The 15,855-nt window shown below is 55.3% G+C and carries 12 protein-coding genes, 1 tRNA gene and 2 pseudogenes; all 15 read right to left on the bottom strand.

The genetic code is table 11. The features are described 5' to 3' along the window. Positions 1–230 (bottom strand): annotated as a pseudogene (gene tuf, locus AUK29_07790) (elongation factor Tu). A gap of 51 nt (positions 231–281) precedes the next feature. After that, on the bottom strand, positions 282–2,369 hold the full coding sequence (locus AUK29_07785; GenBank protein OIP62786.1) for a translation elongation factor G: 2,088 nt from the start codon (positions 2,367–2,369) through the stop codon (positions 282–284). A gap of 56 nt (positions 2,370–2,425) precedes the next feature. Then, on the bottom strand, positions 2,426–2,896 hold the full coding sequence (locus AUK29_07780; protein ID OIP62784.1) for a 30S ribosomal protein S7: 471 nt from the start codon (positions 2,894–2,896) through the stop codon (positions 2,426–2,428). A gap of 21 nt (positions 2,897–2,917) precedes the next feature. Then, positions 2,918–3,292, bottom strand: a complete 375-nt coding sequence (locus AUK29_07775) for a 30S ribosomal protein S12 (GenBank protein ID OIP62783.1) — start codon at positions 3,290–3,292, stop codon at positions 2,918–2,920. 201 nt (positions 3,293–3,493) lie between these two features. Next, positions 3,494–7,630, bottom strand: a complete 4,137-nt coding sequence (locus AUK29_07770; GenBank protein ID OIP62782.1) for a DNA-directed RNA polymerase subunit beta' — start codon at positions 7,628–7,630, stop codon at positions 3,494–3,496. Between the two features lie 128 nt (positions 7,631–7,758). Next, the gene (locus AUK29_07765; GenBank protein OIP62781.1) at positions 7,759–11,715 is read right to left on the bottom strand and encodes a DNA-directed RNA polymerase subunit beta; all 3,957 of its coding nucleotides are present in this window, start codon (positions 11,713–11,715) and stop codon (positions 7,759–7,761) included. A 74-nt stretch (positions 11,716–11,789) separates the two neighbouring features. Beyond that, positions 11,790–12,167 (bottom strand): 50S ribosomal protein L7/L12, encoded by a 378-nt coding sequence (locus tag AUK29_07760; protein ID OIP62780.1) that lies wholly within the window; start codon positions 12,165–12,167, stop codon positions 11,790–11,792. A 111-nt stretch (positions 12,168–12,278) separates the two neighbouring features. Beyond that, positions 12,279–12,773 carry a 50S ribosomal protein L10 gene (locus AUK29_07755; GenBank protein ID OIP62785.1) on the bottom strand — a complete coding sequence of 165 codons (495 nt, stop codon included), beginning with the start codon at positions 12,771–12,773 and terminating at the stop codon, positions 12,279–12,281. Between the two features lie 290 nt (positions 12,774–13,063). Further along, positions 13,064–13,771, bottom strand: a complete 708-nt coding sequence (locus AUK29_07750) for a 50S ribosomal protein L1 (protein OIP62779.1) — start codon at positions 13,769–13,771, stop codon at positions 13,064–13,066. Between the two features lie 10 nt (positions 13,772–13,781). Next, a complete protein-coding gene (locus tag AUK29_07745) occupies positions 13,782–14,204 on the bottom strand; it encodes a 50S ribosomal protein L11 (GenBank protein OIP62778.1) in 423 nt (140 codons plus the stop codon). Positions 14,205–14,485: 281 nt separating this feature from the next. Then, positions 14,486–15,019, bottom strand: coding sequence for a transcription termination/antitermination factor NusG (locus tag AUK29_07740; protein ID OIP62777.1), 534 nt, complete (start codon positions 15,017–15,019; stop codon positions 14,486–14,488). A gap of 25 nt (positions 15,020–15,044) precedes the next feature. Then, a complete protein-coding gene (locus AUK29_07735) occupies positions 15,045–15,230 on the bottom strand; it encodes a preprotein translocase subunit SecE (GenBank protein ID OIP62776.1) in 186 nt (61 codons plus the stop codon). Between the two features lie 55 nt (positions 15,231–15,285). Beyond that, positions 15,286–15,362, bottom strand: a tRNA-Trp gene (locus tag AUK29_07730). 40 nt (positions 15,363–15,402) lie between these two features. Then, on the bottom strand, positions 15,403–15,555 hold the full coding sequence (locus AUK29_07725) for a 50S ribosomal protein L33 (GenBank protein OIP62775.1): 153 nt from the start codon (positions 15,553–15,555) through the stop codon (positions 15,403–15,405). A 53-nt stretch (positions 15,556–15,608) separates the two neighbouring features. Next, positions 15,609–15,855: pseudogene (tuf, locus tag AUK29_07720) on the bottom strand (elongation factor Tu).

The raw sequence follows: 15,855 nt of genomic DNA, 5'->3' as shown, positions 1-15,855 counted from the left end.
TAGTGACGATTTACGCTCTCATACTCTACGTGCGCCGTCGCTATCGTGATCCCGCGCTCCCGCTCCTCCGGCGCATTGTCGATCTGATCAAAGGCCTTGTATTCCGCCAAACCCCGGTTCGACAACACCCGGGTGATGGCCGCCGTCAACGTCGTCTTCCCGTGATCCACGTGACCGATGGTCCCAATGTTCACATGAGGCTTCGTCCGTTCAAATTTAGCCTTCGCCATGGATCTCCCTCCTTTTCTGAGAAACGAATTTCAAATTTGAAATTTGAAATTTCAAAATCTTCCCTGTATCTTCGCTATGATCTCATCAGAAATCTGGCGCGGAACCTCCTGATAATGCGAAAACTGCATGGTATGCGTAGCCCTTCCCTGGGTTTCGGAACGGAGATCCGTGGAATATCCGAACATCTCCGATAAGGGGACATGCGCCTTGATCTCCTGGATGTTCCCTCTGGACTCCATCCCGATCACGTGACCGCGCCTGGCATTTAAATCGCCGATCACCTGCCCCATATAATTCTCAGGGACCACGACTTCCACCGACATCACCGGCTCCAGCAGATACGGCGCTGCCTTGACGGCCCCCTCCTTCACGGCTATGGATCCTGCAATCTTAAAGGCAATCTCCGAGGAGTCGACGTCATGGGAGGATCCGTCAATGAGGTTCACCTGAAGGTCAACCATGGGATATCCAGCAAGAACCCCGCCCGCAAGGGCCTCCCGGACTCCCTTCTCTACCGCGCTGATGAATTCCCTGGGGACCACACCCCCTTTGGTCTTGTCTTCAAACAGGACGCCGGAGCCTGGAGCCAAGGGTATCATTTTGATGACCACGTGCCCATATTGTCCTCGCCCGCCGGTCTGCCGGATGAAACGCCCGACCGACTCTACGCTCTTGTGGAGCGCCTCACGATAGGCAACCTGGGGTTTTCCTACGTTGGCGTCCACCTTGAACTCCCGCATCAGCCGATCCACAATGATCTCCAGATGAAGCTCCCCCATCCCCGAAATAATGGTCTGTCCGGTCTCCCGGTCCGTATGCACCCGGAAGGAAGGGTCTTCCTGCGTGAGTTTGGAAAGCGAGATCCCCAGCTTGTCCTGATCGGCCTTGGTCCTGGGTTCAATGGCCACGGATATCACCGGATCCGGAAACTCCAGGGATTCGAGGACGATCTGTTTCTTCTGATCGCAGAGCGTATCGCCGGTCATGCAGCTGTTCAGACCCACTGCGGCTGCGATATCACCGGCGGAAACCTCTTTGATGTCCTCCCGTTTATTGGCATGCATCCGAAGAATCCGGCCCACGCGTTCACGCCGCTGACTGCGGCTGTTATAAACGTGATCACCGGCCTCCAGATGACCTGAATAGACACGGAAGAAGGTCAACTGGCCTACATAAGGATCGGTCATGATCTTGAAGGCCAGGGCTGAAAAGGGTTCATGGTCATCGGGCTTGCGAATGATCTTTTTTTCCGTGCCGGGCTGGAAGCCCTCTACGGGTGGGACATCCATGGGAGAGGGAAGATAATCAATCACGGCATCCAGAAGGGGCTGCACGCCTTTATTACGGAACGCCGAACCGCAGAGCACCGGGACGATCTTGAGTTCAAGCGTGGCCCTGCGGACGGCCTTGCGGACGGTATCGGCGGAAATAGCCGCCCCCTTCAAATAATCTTCCAGGATGCCTTCATCGTATTCCGACAGGGTCTCGATCATCTTTTCACGGTACGAACCGGCCTCCTCCTTCAAACCTTCAGGGATATCGGTCACATGATAGATCTGGCCGAGAGAGGTTTCACCCTCCCAAAGCATGGCCTGCATGCCGACCAGGTCGATGACCCCTGCAAAGCCTTCTTCCTTGCCGACCGGGAGCTGAACCACCAAGGGCCGGGATCCGAGCCGTGAGCGGATCATGTCAATACATCTGATATAGTCGGCGCCGACACGGTCCATCTTATTCACAAAGGCGATTCGGGGAACCCTGTACTTGTCCGCCTGTCTCCAGACGGTCTCAGACTGGGGTTCCACGCCTCCGACCGCACAAAACACCGCGATGGCGCCATCGAGGACACGCAGTGAGCGCTCCACCTCAATGGTAAAATCCACATGGCCCGGGGTATCAATGATATTGATCCGATGGTCCTTCCAGAAGCAGGTCGTGGCGGCGGAGGTGATGGTGATGCCCCGCTCCTGCTCCTGGATCATCCAGTCCATGACCGCAGCGCCGTCATGAACCTCTCCCATTTTATGGGAGATCCCCGTATAGAACAGGATCCGTTCCGTGGTTGTGGTCTTTCCCGCATCGATATGGGCCATAATCCCGATGTTTCTATATCTCGATAAAGCGTCATCTCTGCCCACAACCGCTTTCCTCCGATCCTTCTCTTGAACTGTCAACAGAGCGGCTCCCGCCATATCTACCACCTATAATGAGCAAAAGCCTTGTTCGCTTCCGCCATTTTATGAGTATCTTCTTTTTTCTTGATCGCATTCCCTGTGTTTTTGGCGGCGTCCATAAGCTCTCCGGCAAGCCTCTCTTTCATGGTCTTCTCTCCGCGGGACCGTGCATACGTGATGATCCAGCGCTGACTCAACGCGAATCTGCGGCTCGGCCGCACTTCAATCGGGATCTGGTAGGTGGACCCTCCAACCCTTCTGGAGCGGACTTCAACAACGGGTTTGACGTTATCCAGCGCCTTGAGAAACGTCTTCACCGCTTCCTCCCCGGTTTTCCCCTGAATAATATCCATCGCGCCGTAAAAGATCTTCTCGGCCAGACCTTTGCCCCCTTGTTTCATCAGGCTGTTGACGAATTTGCTCACCAGCTTGTTGTGAAACTTGGGATCCGGTAAAACCTCTCGTTTTGCAGCCACCCTTCGGCGAGCCATAATCCATTCCTCCCGATCATCCTATTTCTTGGGCCGTTTCGCCCCGTATTTCGACCGGCTCTGCTTGCGGTCCGCAACCCCCACGGAATCCAGAGTCCCCCGGATGATGTGGTACCGGACACCGGGAAGATCCTTGACTCTTCCGCCGCGGATGAGCACGATGGAATGCTCCTGCAGATTATGCCCGACTCCGGGTATATAAGAAGTTACCTCGTATCCATTCGTCAGCCGGACTCTGGCCACTTTCCGGAGGGCCGAATTCGGCTTCTTCGGCGTGGAGGTATAAACCCTCGTACAGACCCCCCGTCTTTGAGGACTCCCCTGCAAAGCCGGAGCGGTGGTCTTCACCGGACTCTTTTTCCTTCCTTTTCTGACCAGCTGATTAATGGTCGGCACCTTTTCCCTCCATCCTCCCTCTTCCGTTTCGAGGTGTAACCCTTCAGTTTTACAAGTATTTCAATCTCCGCCCGATATGTTGTCGTTTAAAGCGAAACTTTAGAAATTTAGCAGAAATCGAGACTGCCTGTCAAGACTTTTCTGCTCTATGAAACAATATTTATGATCCTGCATTTTGATCCGGCCGGCCATCCTCGTATCCTACTTGGCGGCCTCTTCAAGGCTCCCTGCAACCTCACCGCCCGGGGCCTCTTCCTTCACGGGCTCCTCAGTCTCCTCAGGTTCATCCAGCTTGACTACGGTATCGAGATACTGGCGGATCCCCGTCCCGGCCGGGATCAGCCTCCCCATGATCACATTCTCTTTCAGACCGACCAGATCATCCACCTTCCCGCTGATCGACGCCTCGGTCAATGCCCGGGTGGTCTCCTGGAAAGACGCTGCCGAGATGAAACTGTCCGTGTTCAGGGACGCCTTGGTGATCCCCAGAAGCAGGGGTTTCCCCATGGCCGGCTGTTTCTTCTGCTTGACCATCTCCGCGTTCTTTCTGGAGAAGAGAACCTTATCCACCTGCTCTCCAATCAGAAAGTCCGTGTCCCCGCTCTCTTCGATGACGACCTTTTTCAGCATCTGCCGGACGATGATCTCAATATGCTTGTCGTGGATGGAGACGCCCTGGAGGCGATAGACCTTCTGGATCTCGTCCACAAAGTATTTCTGAAGTTCCTTCGGCCCCAGGATCCTCAGGATGTCGTGCGGGTTGGCCGACCCGTCCATCAAGGGTTCGCCGGCCTTCACGAAATCTCCTTCATGGACGTTGACGTGCTTGCCTCTCGGGATGTTGTATTCGTGTTCCTCTCCGTTCTCCGTAACGACGATAATCCTCCGGGCGCCGCGCAGGAACCCTCCATCCTTGACCACACCATCCACCTCGCTGATCACGGCCTGCTCCTTGGGCTTCCTGGCCTCGAAAAGTTCCGCCACACGGGGGAGCCCTCCGGTAATGTCCTTGGTCTTGGTGGTCTCCCTCGGAATCTTGACCAGCACGTCCCCAGGATAGACCTCCGCGCCCTTCTCAACATGGATATTGGCCCCTGCCGGAAGGATGTACCGGGCATCGCCCCTCCCGCCGGGAAGCTTCAAGGTCTTCCCGTCCGCGCCCTTGATCGAGAGCCTGGGCCTGAGGTCCGTATGGGAGTAATCCATGATCACCCTTCTCGAGAGTCCGGTGATCTCATCGACCTCCTCCCTCATGGAAATGCCTTCTATAATGTCGCCGAAGGCCACCTTCCCTCCGACTTCGGTCAGGATGGATGCGGTATAGGGATCCCATTCCACCAGACTCTCTCCTGCATTGACCGGCTGTTTTTCCTTGACCTTGAGTGCGGCCCCGTAAACCACGCTGTACCGCTCCTTCTCCCTTCCTTTTTTGTCCAGGATCAGGAGCTGGCCGTTTCTGTTCATGACCACGATCTTGTCGTCTTTGTTGATGACGGTCTTGATGTTTTCGTAGGCCACGATCCCGTTGTTTTTGGCTTCGAGCGTGGTCTGCTCAGCGACCTGGCTGGCGGTTCCGCCGATATGGAAGGTTCTCATGGTGAGCTGGGTCCCCGGCTCTCCGATGGATTGCGCCGCGATCACACCGGCCGCCTCACCGATATCAATCAGGGTCCCCCTCGAGAGATCCCGCCCGTAACACTTGGCGCAGACCCCTCGCTGGGTTTCGCACGTCAATGGGGAACGGATCTTGACAGTATAGATACCCGAATCCACGATCATGGATGCGGTCTTTTCGTCTATATCTTCGCCGGCCTTGACGATGACGCTCTTGCCGTCCGGATCCATAATATCCTCAGCGGCCGAGCGGCCCAAAATCCGGTCATAGAGGGGCTCGATGATCTCGCCCCCCTCCACCAGGGAGGAGACCTCGATCCCGTCCAGGGTCCCGCAGTTGTTTTCCAGGATGATACTGTCCTGAGCCACATCCACCAGGCGGCGGGTCAGGTATCCTGAATTGGCCGTCTTCAAGGCCGTGTCCGCCAGACCCTTACGCGCGCCGTGCGTGGAGATGAAGTACTGCAGCACGGTCAGTCCTTCACGGAAATTGGAGGTGATCGGGGTCTCGATGATCTCTCCGGACGGCTTGGCCATCAGCCCTCTCATGCCGGCAAGCTGCCGGATCTGCTGGGCCGAACCTCTGGCGCCTGAGTCCGCCATCATAAAGATCGGGTTGAATTCCCGTCCCCTTTTTTCCCTCCCCTGTTCCTCGCTCCCCAGCTCCTTCATCATTTCGGCGGAAACGGCATCCGTGACCTGGGCCCAGATATCGATCACCTTGTTGTACCGCTCACCGTCCGTGATCAGCCCGTCGGCATACTGCCTGGAGATTTCATCCACGTCCTTCATGGCCTTGTCCAGGATCTTCGGCTTGTTGGACGGAATATGCATGTCGTCAAGACAGACCGATACGCCGGACAGTGTGGCGAACTCAAACCCCAAATCCTTGAGGTGGTCAAGAAGGATAACGGTCTCCGAGGGTCCGACCCTACGGTAGGCCTCATCGATGATCGCACTGATGGTCTTCTTCTTGAGAAGCTGATTCACGCTTGAAAACGGAATGCCCGGGGGCAGGATATCGCCGATCAGGGCGCGGCCGATCGTGGTTTCAACGATCTTGCCGTTTATCCTCACAAAGACCTTGGCATGGAGGCTGGCCACCCCCGCATCATAGGCCATCCGGACCTCATTGATGCTGGAAAAACGCATCCCCTCGCCTTTGGCGCCAGGGGCCTCAATGGTCATGTAGTAGCATCCGAGAACCATGTCCTGGCTGGGGATGGTAATGGGCCGGCCGTTGGCCGGAGAGAGGATGTTGTTGATCGAAAGCATGAGGACCCGTGCCTCGGTCTGAGCCTCCACCGAAAGGGGAATGTGCACCGCCATCTGGTCTCCATCGAAGTCCGCATTGAAGGCCGCGCAGACCAGGGGGTGAAGCCTGATGGCCTTCCCTTCCACAAGGATCGGGTCAAAGGCCTGGATCCCGAGGCGGTGCAGGGTCGGGGCGCGGTTCAGGAGAACCGGATGCTCCTGAATCACCTCGTCCAGGGCATCCCAAACCTCCTCTTTCATCTTCTCCACCATCTTCTTGGCGCTCTTGATGGTCGTCACGTACCCTTTCTCTTCGAGTTTATTGAAGATGAACGGCTTGAAGAGCTCAAGCGCCATCTTCTTAGGGATGCCGCACTGGTTCAGCTTCAATTCCGGCCCCACGACGATTACGGAACGCCCGGAATAGTCCACCCTTTTTCCCAGGAGATTCTGACGGAAACGCCCCTGTTTCCCTTTGAGCATGTCGCTTAGGGATTTGAGCGGGCGTTTGTTCGGGCCGCGGATGATCCGCCCGCGCCGGCCGTTGTCAAACAGGGCGTCAACGGCCTCCTGAAGCATCCTTTTTTCGTTTCGGATGATCACATCAGGCGCCTTGAGCTCGATCAGTCTGCGGAGCCGGTTGTTCCGGTTGATCACGCGCCGGTAGAGATCATTCAGGTCCGACGTGGCAAAACGTCCTCCTTCAAGGGGGACCAGGGGGCGGAGTTCCGGCGGGATGACGGGGATCACGTCCAGGATCATCCATTCCGGACGATTTCCGGAACCCCGGAAGGCCTCCACCACTCTCAGCCGTTTAATCATCTTGGCCTTGAGGGCCTTGGACTTGACCGTCCTGCCGCCTTCCCGGAGTTCCTCGGAGAGCTTGTCCAGATCCAGGGCGGAAAGAACGCTTTTGATGGCCTCGGCCCCGATCCCCGCTTTAAAGGCATCCCCATAGTCCTCTCGGGCCTTGCGGTACTGCTCTTCACTTAAAATGGTCAAAGGTTTCAGGGGGGACGTCCCTCCGTCGATCACGATATAGGATTCAAAATAAAGGACCTTCTCCAACTCTTTCAGCGTCAGATCCAGCAGGCTGCCGATCCGGCTGGGAAGGGCCTTGAAGAACCAGACATGAGAGACCGGGCAGGCCAGCTCGATATGGCCGAGGCGCTCTCGCCGCACCTTGGACTGGATGACCTCCACACCGCACTTGTCGCAGATCACGCCCCGGTGCTTCATCCGTTTGTACTTTCCGCAGGTACACTCCCAATCCTTGGTGGGACCAAAAATCTTGGCGCAGAAAAGCCCGTCCCGCTCCGGCTTGAAGGTCCGGTAGTTGATGGTCTCCGGCTTTTTCACTTCCCCATGAGACCAGGAACGGATCTTCTCCGCCGAAGCGATCCCGATGCGGATCTTGTCAAAACTCACGGCGCTCTTGGGTTTATCAAACAAGCTGTATAAGTCTTTCAATCGTATTCCCTCCGAGAGAACAGGGTTCAAGGGTCCAAGGGTCCCAGGGTTCAAGTGTTCTTTTCCCAACCATTTTCTCTTCTTCTCACTTGAATCCTTGACCCCTCGACCCCTTGAACCCTATTTATCTATATCAATTCCACATCCAGACAAAGGCTCTGAAGTTCTTTGACCAGAACGTTGAAGGATTCGGGCAGTCCGCACTCCAGAATATTCTGCCCTTTTACGATCGACTCGTAAATCCGGGTGCGTCCCGACACATCGTCTGATTTGACAGTCAGGAACTCCTGAAGGGTATGGGCCGCCCCGTAGGCCTCCAAGGCCCATACCTCCATCTCGCCCAGACGCTGTCCTCCGAATTGGGCCTTGCCGCCGAGAGGCTGCTGGGTGACCAGAGAATAGGGCCCGATGGATCTCGCATGCAGTTTGTCGTCGACCAAATGATGGAGCTTCATGATATACATGCAGCCCACCGTCACATCCTGATGGAAGGGCTCGCCGGTTTTCCCGTCATAGAGGACCGACTGTCCCCGGGTCGGAAGGCCGGCTTTTTTCAGCATCTCTTTGATTTCTTTCTCCGTGGCCCCGTCAAATACCGGCGTGGCAATGTACAGCCCCAAGGCCTTCGCCGCCCAGCCCAAATGGGTCTCCAGGATCTGGCCGATGTTCATTCGGGATGGGACTCCGAGGGGATTAAGAACGATGTCCACTGACCTTCCATCCGGAAGATAGGGCATGTCCTCTATGGGAAGGATCTTCGACACGACGCCCTTGTTCCCGTGGCGCCCCGCCATTTTATCGCCCACGGAAAGCCTGCGCTTCATGGCCACGTAGACCTTGACCATCTTGATGACTCCCGGAGGGAGCTCGTCGCCCTTGCGTACCCGGTTGATCTTCTCATCGTAGAAGGTCTGGATATCCGCCAGGTTCTCCTGATGCCGGTCTTCCAGCGCCTCCCGCTTTTCCTTAAGGCTGTCATCGGTTTCCACTTCAATGGACTCGAATAAATCCAGCGGGATTTCTTCGATGATCTCCGGGGACAAAACGCCGCCTTTTTTAAGAAGGACTTTCTTCTTCTCCGGGTGACGGACGGATTCAACGACCTTGTATCCGACCAGCAGGCTCCTCTTCTTGGAAAGATACTCCTCCTGAATGATCCGCATCTCTTCTTCATAGTCCTTCTGGATCTTCAGGATATCCTCATCTTCCATGCTCAAGGTCCGTTCATCCTTGTCCACTCCTCGGCGCACAAAAACCCTGACATCCACCACCGTCCCCTCGATTCCTGGAGGAACCCGGAGCGAGGCGTCCCGTACGTCTCCGGCCTTCTCTCCAAAAATGGCCCGGAGCAGTTTTTCTTCCGGGGTCAGTTGCGTCTCACCCTTGGGGGTGACCTTCCCGACCAGGATGTCGCCGTGTTTGACCTCGGCCCCGATTCGGACAATGCCGCTTTCGTCCAGATCCCGGAGTCCTTCCTCACTGACGTTCGGAATGTCCCGGGTGATATCCTCCTGCCCGAGTTTCGTGTCCCTCGCCTCCATCATGAACTCCTCGATGTGAATCGAGGTGTATCGGTCCTCCCGGGCGAGCTTCTCGCTGATCAGGATGGCGTCTTCATAATTAAACCCCCGCCACGGCATGAAGGCCACCAGAACGTTCTGTCCCAGCGCCAGTTCCCCCTGGTCCGTCGCGGGACCGTCTGCAATGATCTGTCCCTGAACCACGTGGTCGCCTTTTTTCACGATGGGCTTCTGGTTGATGCAAGTATTTTGATTGGACCGCTGATACTTAAGAAGATTATAGATGTCGAGGCGCGATCCGGTCGAGGATCTCCCCTGCTTCTCCTTGTCCGCCTTGATCACGATCTTCTGGGCGTCCACATAGTCCACCACCCCGGGTCTGCGGGCGATCGAAACCACGCCTGAGTCCCTGGCCACCACGGATTCCATACCGGTCCCCACGATCGGGGCCTCGGTCTTGAGAAGCGGAACAGCCTGACGCTGCATATTGGAACCCATGAGGGCCCGGTTGGCATCGTCATGCTCAAGGAAAGGAATCAGCGCTGTGGCCACGCTCACCATCTGTTTCGGAGAGACATCCATATAGTCCACCTGTTCCGGCGGGACCATGATAAAATCCCCCTGTTTCCTCGCAGAGACCAGGCTGACGGAGATCTTTCCCTTGGCATCGAGCGGCGTATTGGCCTGAGCGATGACATACTGTTCCCCTTCCAGCGCGTTGAGGAATTTCACCTGGTCGGTAATCCATCCGTTCTCTGCCTTTGAATAGGGGGCTTCAATAAAACCGTATTCATTGACACGGGCATAGGTGGAAAGAGAGGTGATCAGTCCGATATTGGGACCTTCAGGGGTCTCGATCGGACAAATCCTCCCGTAATGGGTCGGGTGCACGTCCCGGACGGCAAATCCGGCCCGCTCCCGCGTCAGTCCGCCCGGCCCCAGGGCTGAGAGCCTCCGCTTGTGCGTGATCTCGGAGAGAGGATTGGTCTGGTCCATGAACTGTGAAAGCTGGCTGCTCCCGAAGAATTCCTTGATGGCCGCAGAAACCGGCTTGGCGTTGATCAGGGTCTTGGGAAGGACCGTCTCCGCATCCTGAAGGTTCATCCGCTCACGGATGGTCCGTTCCATCCGGACCAGGCCGATGCGGATCTGGTTTTCCAGCAGCTCACCCACGGACCGGACCCGCCGGTTCCCGAGATGATCAATGTCGTCCACGGCGCCGATCCCGTTTTTCAAGTCGATCAGGTGTTTGACAGTGCGGATGATATCCTCTTTGGTCAGGGTGCGGGCATCCCTGGGAATATCCAGGCCGAGTTTGTGGTTCATCTTGAGACGCCCCACAGGAGAAAGATCGTAGCGCCGAGGATTGAAGAAGAGGTCGTTAAAGAGATGCCTGGCCGTCTCCAGCGTAGGCGGTTCTCCCGGCCGCATCCGTTTGTAGATCTCGATCATGGCTTCCTCGGGAGAGGCCACCTTGTCATGGGCCAGGGTGTCCCTGAGGGCCGAGCTGACATGGATATTGTCTATGAAAAGGATCTCAAATTCCCGGACTTTTCTCTGTAGAATGGTATTCACCATATCTTCGGTCAGCTCGGTGTTCCCTTCCACGAGGACTTCGCCGGTTGACGGATCCACAATGTCATCAAGAACGACCCTTCCGAGCAGTTCCTCTTTCTGGACCTTCATCTCCTTCAGACCGGATTCGACAATGCGCTTCAGGGCGACCTTGGTGATCTTGTACCCCTCCTTGACAATGATCTTCCGGGCGCCCGGCGCATAAATGTTCGACGTGGCGCGTGTCCCCTTCAGAACATCGGGATTCACGTCCTTGATGATGTTCTCCTTGTCATCCACGTGCAATCTTTCCGTCTGGTAATAGATCTTCAGCAGCTGCTGGGCGCTGAAACCCAGCGCCCTGAGCAGGATGGTCGCGAGAAGCTTTCTTCTGCGGTCGATGCGGACATAGAGCAGGTCCTTGGAGTCAAACTCGAAATCGAGCCATGAACCCCGGTACGGGATGATCCTGGCCGTATAGAGGAGCTTCTCGGAACTGGTCTTCCCCTTCTCATAACTGAAGAAGGCGCCCGGTGACCGGTGGAGCTGACTGACGATGACGCGCTCGGTCCCGTTGACGATAAAGGTCCCGTTCGGCGTCATGAGAGGGATCTCCCCCAGGTAGACTTCCTGTTCCTTGATGTCCCGGACCGACCTGTTCCCTTTGCCCTCCTCAGGAACGTCGTAGACAATCAGACGCATGCGGGCTCGAAGAGGCGCCGCATAGGTCGCCCCGCGTTGCAGGCATTCAATGATGTCATACTTGGGTTCGCCAAGGGAGTAATCCACGAACTCAAGAGAGAGTGTCTCGTTGAAGTCCGTGATGGGGAAAACGCTGTTGAAGGCCGACTGCAGACCTGTATCTTCACGCTTGTCCGGCGCCATGCCTTCCTGCAGAAACATCTTGTAAGAACGTTTCTGGATCTCGATCAGATCCGGGATATCCATCACGGCGCGAATCTTGGAAAAATCTTTCCGAACCCTGAGACCGGGCTGGCTCACCTTATGCATATGGGACTCCTCATTGGGCAATATCGCAGAAAAACCTTCAGCCGAGGCTGCTTTCCCCGGCGGGAACGGAAGACCTACTTGATCTCCACCGTCGCCCCTACCGCCGAGAGTTTCTCCTTGATCTGAGCGGCTTCTTCCTTGGAGACCCCTTCTTTCACGGTCTTGGGCGCCCCTTCGACCAGATCCTTGGCCTCTTTGAGTCCGAGACTGGTAATCGCCCTGACCTCTTTGATCACCTGGATCTTCTTCTCTCCGACAGCAGAGAGGATCACATCGAAAGCCGTCTTCTCCTCAACGGCCGCCGCCTCCCCTGCGGCCTGCGGCCCTGCCGCATAAGCCACAGGAGCGGCTGAAACACCGAACTTGTTCTCGATTTCTTTTACCAAATCGGAGATTTCCAACATGTTCGCCTTTTCGATATAATTCAAAACGTCTTCTTTGGTTATAGCCATTTTCTACTCTTCCTCCATCATGATGTCCGGATGCCTTTGGCGCCGGATCGGATCTTGTTACATAAACGAACAGCAGCACCTCTCCACGAGCCCTCTTTCCTCCCGGCCTTACTACGCGGCCTTCTTTTCCTTTACGGCATTCAAGGCGTTCAGCAAATTTCTCAAGGGCGCCTGCATCACCGTCATCAACCCGGTCAGCGGACTCTGAAGAACCCGCAGGAACATGCCGAGAAGCGCTTCCCGTGAAGGGAGAGACGCGAGGGTAGCGATCTCGGCCTTGCTGAGAACCGCTCCTTCGAAAACGCCTGTGCGGATCGCCAGGTATTTATTCTCCTTGAGAGCATCGGTCAGAATCTTGGCCGGCGCAACCGGGTCCTCGTAACTCAACACGACTGCTGTAGGACCTTCAAATTGATCCTTGATCGGCTCCAAGGTCGTCCCATCTGATGCGATTCTCGCCAGGCTGTTTTTGACGACGCCGTATTCCACGGATGCGCCCCGTAGTTTCCTGCGGAGTCCGGTCATCTCGGAGACGCTCATGCCTCGGTAATCCGTCAGCAATGCCATTTTAGCCCTGGAGAATTTTTCCCGCAGAGCTGCAACCATCTCTATCTTTTCCTGTTTGTTCAACGGCTCACTCCTCCTTTCCTCTAATCTGTTCACAGGCTGGGTTCCCGGAATGATTCATCCGGAATTTGATGCCTGTGCACACCATCAGAGGACAGAACCTTTTCCATAAAAAAGCGGAATACGATCTGCCTCGGCAGGCCGGGATACCCCGATTAAGACTCTCATCTCAAAGAGACCGCCTGCTGTCTCTGACAGGTTGACCCAAAAGGCCCGGCGGGTATCCTGCCCGTCGAAATCTCAGGGGTTTGAATAAATAAAATACTTATTTAATGACCAAAAAAATTCATGATCTCGACCGGATCCAGTTTGATGCCCGGCCCCATGGTCGTGGAGATCACGACGCTCCTTAAGTACTGGCCCTTGCTGCTCGCGGGTTTCAGTTTAAACAGGATCTCAAAAAAAGCGGCGCTGTTTTCATAAAGTTTTTGAGAATCGAAGGATGACTTGCCGAGTATGGCGTGAACAATCCCGGCTTTTTCCGTACGGAACTCGATCTTTCCGGCCTTGATCTCCTTGACGGTCCGGGCCAGTTCAAAGGTCACCGTGCCCAATTTCGGATTGGGCATCAGCCCCCGTGGGCCGAGGATTTTACCCAATGGGCCGACCAGTCCCATCATGTCCGGCGTGGCAATCACCCGGTCGAACTCCAGCCATCCCCCTTTGATCTTCGCAACCAGATCTTCAGCGCCGACCATGTCCGCTCCGGCATCCCTGGCCTCCTTTTCCTTTTCGCCTTTGGCAAAGACCAGAACGCGTACGCTTTTCCCGGTCCCATGCGGCAGCGCCACGGCGCCCCGCACCATCTGGTCCGAATATTTGGGATTGACCCCCAGCCTCACGGCGATGTCCACACTCTCGTCATAGCTTGCAGCCTTTGTCTGGGATACCAGTTCAAAGGCTTCCTTGATCGGATAGAGTTTTAGCCTGTTCACTTTCTCCAGAGCTGCCTGATATTTCTTCCCTGCTTTTTTCATCGGTCGACTCCTATTCCACCTCGATACCCATGCTGCGCGCCGTCCCGGCGATGATCTTCATGGCCCCTTCGAGATCCTTGGCATTGAGATCCGGCATCTTGAGCTCAGCTATCTTTCTGACCTCGTCACGGCTCACCTTGCCCACCTTTTTCATGTGCGGCTCCCCAGACCCCTTGTCAATACCGGCAGCCTTCTTGAGAAGCGTGGCCGCAGGCGGAGTCTTGGTGATGAAGGTAAAAGAACGATCTGCATAGACCGTAATTTCAACAGGGATGATCATCCCCTGCTGATTTTGGGTGCGGGCATTATAGGCCTTGCAGAACTCCATGATGTTGACACCGTGCTGCCCGAGCGCGGGCCCCACAGGAGGAGAGGGATTCGCAGCCCCTGCCGTCACCTGCAATTTTATCTTTGCGATCACTTCCTTGGCCATCTTCTTTCATTCCTCCATAATCTTAAATCTGGTTCTTCTCCCATCTATTGGGTAAGAAGGGTTCGAGGATTCCAGGGTTCAAGGGGTCAAGTGAAATACCGATACCGGTAAACCGAGTACAAGAACGCAAGCAAAATCTCCAGAGAAAAACACTGGAACCCTTGACCCCTAGGACCCTCGGCCCCTTATGTTTTTTGCACTTCACTTGACCCCTGGAATCCTTGACCCCTTGGCCCCTGATGTTTTCACCCACTCTTTTGGAGATGATTAAATCTTATATGCTACTTTTCCTTCTCGACCTGCAGAAATTCAAGCTCCACCGGGGTGGCCCTTCCGAAGATGCTGACCATCACACGCAGTTTCCCCTGGTCCGGATGGACTTCATCCACCACCCCGTTGAAATTGACAAAAGGACCGTCCACGATCCGCACCACTTCACCCTTGTCGAAATTCCCTTTTGACGTTGTTCTCACCACCCCTGCATCCATCTGCTGGAGCACCTCCTGCATCTCCTCCTCTTTCAGAGGCGTCGGATTCTTGGTTCCTCCCAGAAATCCCGTCACCTTGGGGGTGCTGTTGACAATGTGCCAGGTTTCATCATTCATTTCCATTTTGACCAGAATATATCCCGGAAAGAACTTTCTTGAAGATCTTCTCTTCTTCCCGCCCCTCAGTTCAACAATGTCCTCAGAAGGAATGATCATTTCTGAAATCTGCTCCTGCAGGCCGAGGGACTCGACCTTTTTGAGGATATGTTCTTTGACCTTTCCTTCAAATCCTGAATAGGTATGGACGACATACCACTGAACGGCCATGACGACTCCAGCCCCGCTGCCTGTATCAGCCGAGGAAAATATGGATGAATTTTGCCAGAAAAAAATCAATGACGCCGAAATAGACGCCGATCATCAGGACCATGATGATCACCACCCAGGTGGAACCCTTGGTCTGCAAAAAAGTCGGCCAAGTCACCTTCTTCATCTCTCCCTTGACCTCTTCAAGGAAGGTCCGGATCTTCTGCATCACAGATCGCCTTTCTTTGCTCTAAAAGAGAGCCTTTCCAATGCCCTCTCATGTTTCCTGGCAGGCCAGGAGGGATTCGAACCCCCAACCCGCGGATTTGGAGTCCGCTGCTCTAGCCGTTAGAGCTACTGGCCTACGGGTTTTTCTTCTGCACGCCCGCCGAAAAATCCTCCCCCTATTTTTTCCCTTCCTTGTGGGTGGTGTGGGTCCTGCAGAAAGGACAATATTTTTTGAACTCCAGCTTGTCCGGCGCGGATTTTTTGTTTTTGGTCGTCGTGTAGTTTTTCTGTTTACACTCCGCACAAACCAATGTCACGATCTCTCGCATGTCTTTTTGTCCTATTTCAAATTTCAGATCTCAAATTTCAAATTTTGTCTTGCCTATTCGATGATCTCGCTGATGACGCCGGCGCCTACGGTCCGCCCGCCTTCTCGGATGGCAAACCGAAGCTCTTTCTCCATGGCGATCGGGGTGATCAGCTCCACCTGAACCGATATGTTGTCCCCAGGCATGACCATCTCAACCCCTTCCGGAAGCGTCACCACGCCGGTCACGTCCGTGGTCCGAAAATAAAACTGGGGCCGGTATCCCTTGAAAAACGGCGTATGCCGGCCTCCCTCTTCCATG

Source organism: Nitrospirae bacterium CG2_30_53_67 (assembly GCA_001873285.1).
GTDB lineage: Bacteria > CG2-30-53-67 > CG2-30-53-67 > CG2-30-53-67 > CG2-30-53-67 > CG2-30-53-67.
This window is presented reverse-complemented; position numbering and strand designations above follow the sequence as displayed.

What these genes read in the sequence shown, in the direction of transcription:
- AUK29_07725 (OIP62775.1), bottom strand. Translation starts at nt 15,555, where the DNA reads ATGCGAGAGATCGTGACATTGGTTTGTGCGGAGTGTAAACAGAAAAAC.
- AUK29_07755 (OIP62785.1), bottom strand. Translation starts at nt 12,773, where the DNA reads ATGGTTGCAGCTCTGCGGGAAAAATTCTCCAGGGCTAAAATGGCATTG.
- AUK29_07740 (OIP62777.1), bottom strand. Translation starts at nt 15,019, where the DNA reads ATGGCCGTTCAGTGGTATGTCGTCCATACCTATTCAGGATTTGAAGGA.
- AUK29_07780 (OIP62784.1), bottom strand. Translation starts at nt 2,896, where the DNA reads ATGGCTCGCCGAAGGGTGGCTGCAAAACGAGAGGTTTTACCGGATCCC.
- AUK29_07750 (OIP62779.1), bottom strand. Translation starts at nt 13,771, where the DNA reads ATGAAAAAAGCAGGGAAGAAATATCAGGCAGCTCTGGAGAAAGTGAAC.
- AUK29_07745 (OIP62778.1), bottom strand. Translation starts at nt 14,204, where the DNA reads ATGGCCAAGGAAGTGATCGCAAAGATAAAATTGCAGGTGACGGCAGGG.
- AUK29_07760 (OIP62780.1), bottom strand. Translation starts at nt 12,167, where the DNA reads ATGGCTATAACCAAAGAAGACGTTTTGAATTATATCGAAAAGGCGAAC.
- AUK29_07765 (OIP62781.1), bottom strand. Translation starts at nt 11,715, where the DNA reads ATGCATAAGGTGAGCCAGCCCGGTCTCAGGGTTCGGAAAGATTTTTCC.